This is a genomic window from Pseudomonas sp. P5_A12 (genome assembly GCF_056400685.1).
The window spans coordinates 1-5,711 of the sequence record NZ_JBFUKU010000323.1 but is presented as its reverse complement, the minus strand read 5'-3'; the positions used below and the strand labels follow the sequence as shown (position 1 = coordinate 5,711).

The following is a 5,711-nucleotide window of genomic DNA, read 5'->3' as shown; positions in this document are numbered from 1 at the left end:
CTTGTCGCCAATGGCCACGAACAAATCATCTGGAGAATAGTGCGATCCGTCGTTGACCCAGCTGATCAGAGACTGGCACTGCACCTTCTCGTGACCGTCGAACTTTTCCAAGAGCTTATCGGTGTCGATACCACCTAAGATCTTGAAGTAGTTCTCCAAAATCCTGCGCATGGTATTTTGCAGCGTCAATGTAGGCGGTGGATTCTTACGCAACTCTCCCCACAGGAGCTGATATGACGTTTTGACGGGGTTGTGCGCGTGACCCTCGACTTTCGTGTGATGATCCGGCTTGCGGACAACCCAGAATGTCTCGTCACCCCATGCCTTGGTGCCACGACGGAGCGGGCTAAAGGTGATTTCCTTATGGAAATGAACGTTATGGGTCAGCACGAAAATCTGCCGAATAACATTGTTAGCCTGACGCACCTCAGTGAAAATCTGCTTGATCAAGCTGCTGACAATAAAGAGAACGTCACTGTCCAGGCTGGAAACAGGGTCATCGATAACCACGATCCGCTCAGTGGTAACCCCAGATGTCGTGGTGCTGCCCTTTAGCAGGTGGTAGAAATACAAGAAGGTGACGAAAGTCTTTTCACCTTCACTCAATGTCTTTCGTGCATCCGTTCCATCTGACCTGAGGAGCTTATAAGAATTTTCTACAGGGGCAACCGCCAGCGAGAATCCTCGGAACCCGAAATCTCTGAGCAACTCATTAATGGCTTTTACGGTAGGCTGCACACTGGTGAGTGAAGCTTCGATAGTGGCAATATCAGCATTTGCTTGCAAAATATCGCCCTTGGCCTTGTCTAACGTTCTAGTCAAGCCTTCGATAGCTTTATCAAGACGACCAGTATCAGCCGCATACTCTGAAAGCGTCTGCTTCAGTTCAGTCTCAAGCAGGTACTTCCAAACTTCCGATGTCAGATTGGATTGTTCGGTACTGAAGCCGGCGACAAGCCGATTATGCTCACTTATTTTTTTGTTAGCGTCTGCAATAAGCTTAGTGAGCTTTTCGCCCAGCTCACTGAGCGACTCCAACTCAACCGCCAGACTTGGCGAAGCTATCTTATTGACAATTCGCTCAACATTAACCTTTATTAGGGCTTCAAGCGCCTTAACCTCTAGACCCAACACCTCCTTTTCTAGATGCTGGTAATCATTGTCCAGTAAAGTTTGTGCGCGCGCTACGAGGTCATTTGCTCTCAAAAAGTAGCGTTCACTGAATTCCTTCAGCGCCGTCACATCCGTCTCAAACGTCTCATCGAAATATTGACTTAAATGTGCTTCGAAGTCGTGTGAGACAGCCTGCTGACAGAAAGGGCAATGGTCATCACTGTGCTCCAGAAAATTTATACCTTGACGAACCCAGTCACTATTGCCTAGACGTTCAATGAGGGCAGCCACATCAACATCGCCTTTACCGATTATCTTCTTTGAAAGAATTCTGTCGGACTGAAGGGTGATAAGGGATGTCAGGTCTATGCTGGGCACAGCAACAAGGGCACTTGGCGCATCCCCATAGAGCACCAGTGCCTTATCAGTGAGCTTTTCCAGCTTCAGCAAGGATGCTTTATTGTTCAAGTTTTCCTGAAGCATTCTGGCTTTAAAGCTATCCCGGCTACTGCGAACTCCTTTAAACGCGCCCTGAAAGACTTCATCATGTTTGATCTTTTGATCCCAACAGCGGGAAACTAGTCTCGCATCCAGCTCCCGACGTTCCGCGTGCTTCCCGCTTGTTCCATCCTCACCGTTGAGCTGAAGTAATGTTCTGTCTCGCTGCTGCTCGAAACGCTTACAGTCATCCTTGAGTTGTTCCAGTCGATTTTTTTGGCTGTGCTCCGTCTTGCCAAGGGTAAAAACACCCTTGAGGTTCTTGGAGTCGCTGTAATTATCGGCAATGAAGTCGCTGTTATAGACCAAGGCAGGGATAGGAATATTGTTCTTCCAGCGCACCGTACAATCCGCTGATATTCCAGGATCAGCAATCAGACGACTAAGGGTTGTTTTACCCGCGCCGTTTGCTCCGTAGATGACGTTAACAGCTTTGAGTTCGGATAGGTTTTCCGGAGTGTCCGGGCTATAAGTTGCAATCTTTTTGAGGCTGATAGACTCGATCATCTCTCTCGTGTCCATGAGAAGCAGCGGTGCACATGCCGCAGCTTGGCTGGTGGGAAAGGGTTGGCAGACCCGTAACCGATCCGCGTGCACCCTCGGGGCTTCTGTGGCCAAAAGGATTGAATGATGGCGATAGGCCCGCATTAGCGTAGGCGGTTTTCTAGGATCTGCACGGTGCAGGCACAATTATTTGACTGGTCGGCTGCGCGAGTGGGGTGACACGCGCTCGAGCAAACGACTATGAATTATTTAAATTATTCTCCAGCCATAATTATTGCCCGGCCATAATTCTCAATAATTTGCGCGTATCAAAGTCGGAACCTAGCAGGCCAGTTGGTTCACTAGTCATAGGCGGGCACGAGGCACGAACGAACGACGCTCCACTCACCGCCCAGCGACTGCGACGCGTCTCTCTTCCACGGAAGAGGCAGCGATATCGTACGTCGAGCAGCTTCCTTACCTGCTCTGTTACCAGTTCGCTTTGGATGCGAGCGATAATTGAGTTCACTGGGTCGAGGTTCCAGAAGTCTACATGCCACCCCATCACCCCTACCCTAATCCGGCCATGCCCCTAGCAACGCTACTGGTGTCGTGCGCCGGGGAAACGACAGGTAAGTCAATGAAGAATGTGAGGCTAGTGCGTCATGGAGAAAGCGCGGCCAATGCCGGTGCAGCTACTCTTGATCACACAAGTATCCCGCTCACCGAAAAAGGCATTGAACAAGCTAAACGAGTGGCGCAATCCGTCGGCCGTGCATCTGAGTTAATCGTTACCTCCCCTTTTTCTCGGGCTCGAGCGACCGCGGATGCGACCATCTCCCTATTCCCTGATGCTCCATTTGAGACGTGGCCCATCGAGGAATTCACCTACCTAGATCCGACTAGGTGTGTGAACACCACCGTAGGGCAACGGGAGGCATGGGTCGAACAGTATTGGGCGAACGCAGACCCGTCCTACATTGATGGAGAAGGTGCTGAGTCGTTTCTGGAGTTTGTTTGTCGCGCACGATCGTTCCTAGATCGCCTCGCCACACACCCGGCGCGAGACATCCTAGTCTTTTCGCACGGACAATTTCTCAATGCTGTAGCTTGGCTTATCGAGCGCAAGCCACTCCAGGTTGATGCCCAAGCGATGATCGAGTGGCGCAGGTACGAGATCGATAATCACGTCCCTAATGGTTGTGGTTATGTCGTGAGCCGTGCTCTAGGCGATTCGTCGTGGTTAGTGAGTGATTCAGTCGACATAGATGGCGTGGTTAATCTCAACAATCTCCGAGCAAGGTCTCCTATGCCATGAGCATCGAAGCAAAGCTCCTTCAACTCCAAGCAATCCCAAACCTCCTCGCGCCATACCGCTATCTCTATTGCGTAGACCTCAACGCAACCTGTGATGACGTTGGTGAGTCACCAAGACCGCTTGCAGTCGTTCCTAATCAGATGGAAACGATCGAAATCGGCCTTATGGTGATCGATCTGGAAACGCTTGAAGTCGTCGGTGAGTTCCAGCGCTTCGTTCGACCTCTAATCAATCCCATACGATCTTAAGTGTTGCAGCGCAGGCTGAAAGAATCTTTGACGACGCTGATGCGCGCGCTGAAAATGATTAGTACCAACCTCACTACATCATGCTCGAAGTCCACCAGCGCGCGCAGCGCCCTGATACATGAGCATCTCAGCATCTCCAATGGAAGCTTTTACAATGGACATGAGCAACACAGCTTTAGATTTGGAGTACGCAAGCCAACGCATCAAGCCGAGTAAGGACACTATCTTGGTCGTCGGTACAGGCATGAGCATGGGTTTGACCGAGGGGAAATACTCCCAGCTTGCCTGGACGGGGCTGATTCGATCCGGGTTTCGCTACGCTGTCGAGATCGGGAAAATCCCACAGGCCAAAGCTGACACCTGGCTCACGCTTTTGAACGGGGCGCCTACTACCACCGAGATCCTGCATGTGGCGGGTTTCCTGTCGGATAGCCTGTCCGACGGCGATGGTTTCGATTACACCATGTGGCTGGAAAAAGAGTTCAGTGAAGTCAAAATTCATAATCAGGCGCTTGCCAGTACCGTCAAAGCTTTGTCGGAGGCAGGCGTAAAAATCTGCACTCTCAACTATGACTCGCTGCTCGAGACTGTCACCAATCTGTCTCCCGTATACATGACCGAGCCAGGTGACGTCATCGAGTGGTTCAAAGGCGAACGCAAAGGTATTCTTCACCTGCATGGCCACTGGAAGAAGCCCGACACCTGCATCCTGAGCAGCCAAGATTATCAAACTACGATACAAAGCGGTACGCGCAACTTCTTTCAACAGCATCTGACAGTCTTTGAAAACCTGGTGTTCGTTGGTTGCGGTGGCACGTTTGAAGACCCCAACTTCGACAAGACGCTGGGCTGGCTGAGAGAAGAACTCAAATCGACCAAGCACTCTACTTTTGCACTTGTGAAGGACGCAGAGGTCACTGCGCGCAAAGCAGACGCGGCATGGAAAAACATCGTAGAGCCGATCGGCTTCGGCCCAGATCATTCGTTCCTAGGCCGATTCCTTGATGGACTGTTTCACCAAATTACAAGCCAAAACATCGAGGCGTACCCAGACCTGCGAGGCAACACTGCCATTCAACGCTTGGAGCAAGGGCAAAAGACTGCCAGCCTAGATGGCATTCATAGCCCGCTCCCAGCTGCTCCTCAGGCTCACAGCGTCAGGCACGCACAGTCATTCCAGGCGGAGCAGCTACTGAAGCTCCAAAAGCGCTTGTGGTTGGCAGCTGACTGGGGGATGGGAGAAGACGAGTTCATTTCCGCGCTGATCGCGCGGGTATCAAACAAGGGTAACAAGGTTTATTCGGTAAACATCAGTAATTACACCGACAAAGCTTCTTTCTACAGCCAGATCGAAGAGCTCCTGGGCGCCTCATTCGAGTCTTTCTGTAGCACCTTGTCGCTCATTGACGATGCTTATTTGCTTCTAAGGGACGTTCCCTTCGACACCTGTGACGACAAGGAAAAACTTCACACCGATCTACTCAGCCTGACGGGAATTCTGACTTCCTTTTGCCCGAGTCTTCGGGTGATTTTGACAAGCCGGAACCTGCCCGCCTGGAGAAGCGAGGCGGTCGAGCTGACCGCTTTGGATGGCGCGGATACCAGGGCGTACATCGAATCACACCCTCTCTATCAAGGCGGCCTGGGCAACGATGACTTCATCCAACTTTACGAACTCACCAACGGCGTTCCACGGATCATCAAGGAAGCGCTGGACAAGCTCGTTGTCGCCTCTTTGGAAGAGATCATCAGTGAGCGAGGCAGCTCACGCATCAATCTGGCGGGCCGCTTCGGTGACTCTATAAAGGCTTTGTCAACTGCGAAGGAAATCGAAAAGCGCTATGCGTTTTCATTGCTCAAGAACTTGTCCGCGTTCCCTTACGGCGAATACTTGGACAACATCAAGCGGGTCGATAAATCGAAAAAGTACTCAATTGATCACGTGGTGATCCTTCAGCGCGAAGGCTTCATTTATGTGGAGGATCAAGACAGCTTCGGCCACACCGGCAACCGGGGCTCTAAAAAACGGCTCATCGTCACCCGCCCTGTGA

The 5,711-nt window shown here is 51.3% G+C and carries 4 protein-coding genes; 3 read left to right on the top strand and 1 reads right to left on the bottom strand.

What is annotated here, in order from left to right; translation table 11 throughout:
* On the bottom strand, window positions 1-2,118 hold a 2,118-nt coding region (locus AC1DSG_RS26690), incomplete at its 3' end, for an AAA family ATPase (protein WP_477793564.1).
* A 616-nt stretch (window positions 2,119-2,734) separates the two neighbouring features.
* On the opposite strand from AC1DSG_RS26690, the gene AC1DSG_RS26685 reads away from it, so the two are divergent.
* The 3 genes from AC1DSG_RS26685 to AC1DSG_RS26675 form a co-directional block, all read left to right on the top strand.
* On the top strand, window positions 2,735-3,412 hold the full coding sequence (locus tag AC1DSG_RS26685) for a histidine phosphatase family protein (protein ID WP_477793565.1): 678 nt from the start codon (window positions 2,735-2,737) through the stop codon (window positions 3,410-3,412).
* A complete protein-coding gene (locus tag AC1DSG_RS26680) occupies window positions 3,409-3,660 on the top strand; it encodes a hypothetical protein (protein WP_477793563.1) in 252 nt (83 codons plus the stop codon). Before AC1DSG_RS26685 ends, AC1DSG_RS26680 begins: the two co-directional genes overlap by 4 nt.
* A 154-nt stretch (window positions 3,661-3,814) precedes the next feature.
* Window positions 3,815-5,711, top strand: a 1,897-nt coding sequence (locus AC1DSG_RS26675) for an SIR2 family protein (RefSeq protein WP_477793562.1), incomplete at its 3' end; no start/stop codon positions are given.

Bases quoted from the DNA above. Each gene is read 5' to 3' on its own strand.
- AC1DSG_RS26680 (WP_477793563.1), top strand. From the start codon at position 3,409: ATGAGCATCGAAGCAAAGCTCCTTCAACTCCAAGCAATCCCAAACCTC.
- AC1DSG_RS26685 (WP_477793565.1), top strand. From the start codon at position 2,735: ATGAAGAATGTGAGGCTAGTGCGTCATGGAGAAAGCGCGGCCAATGCC.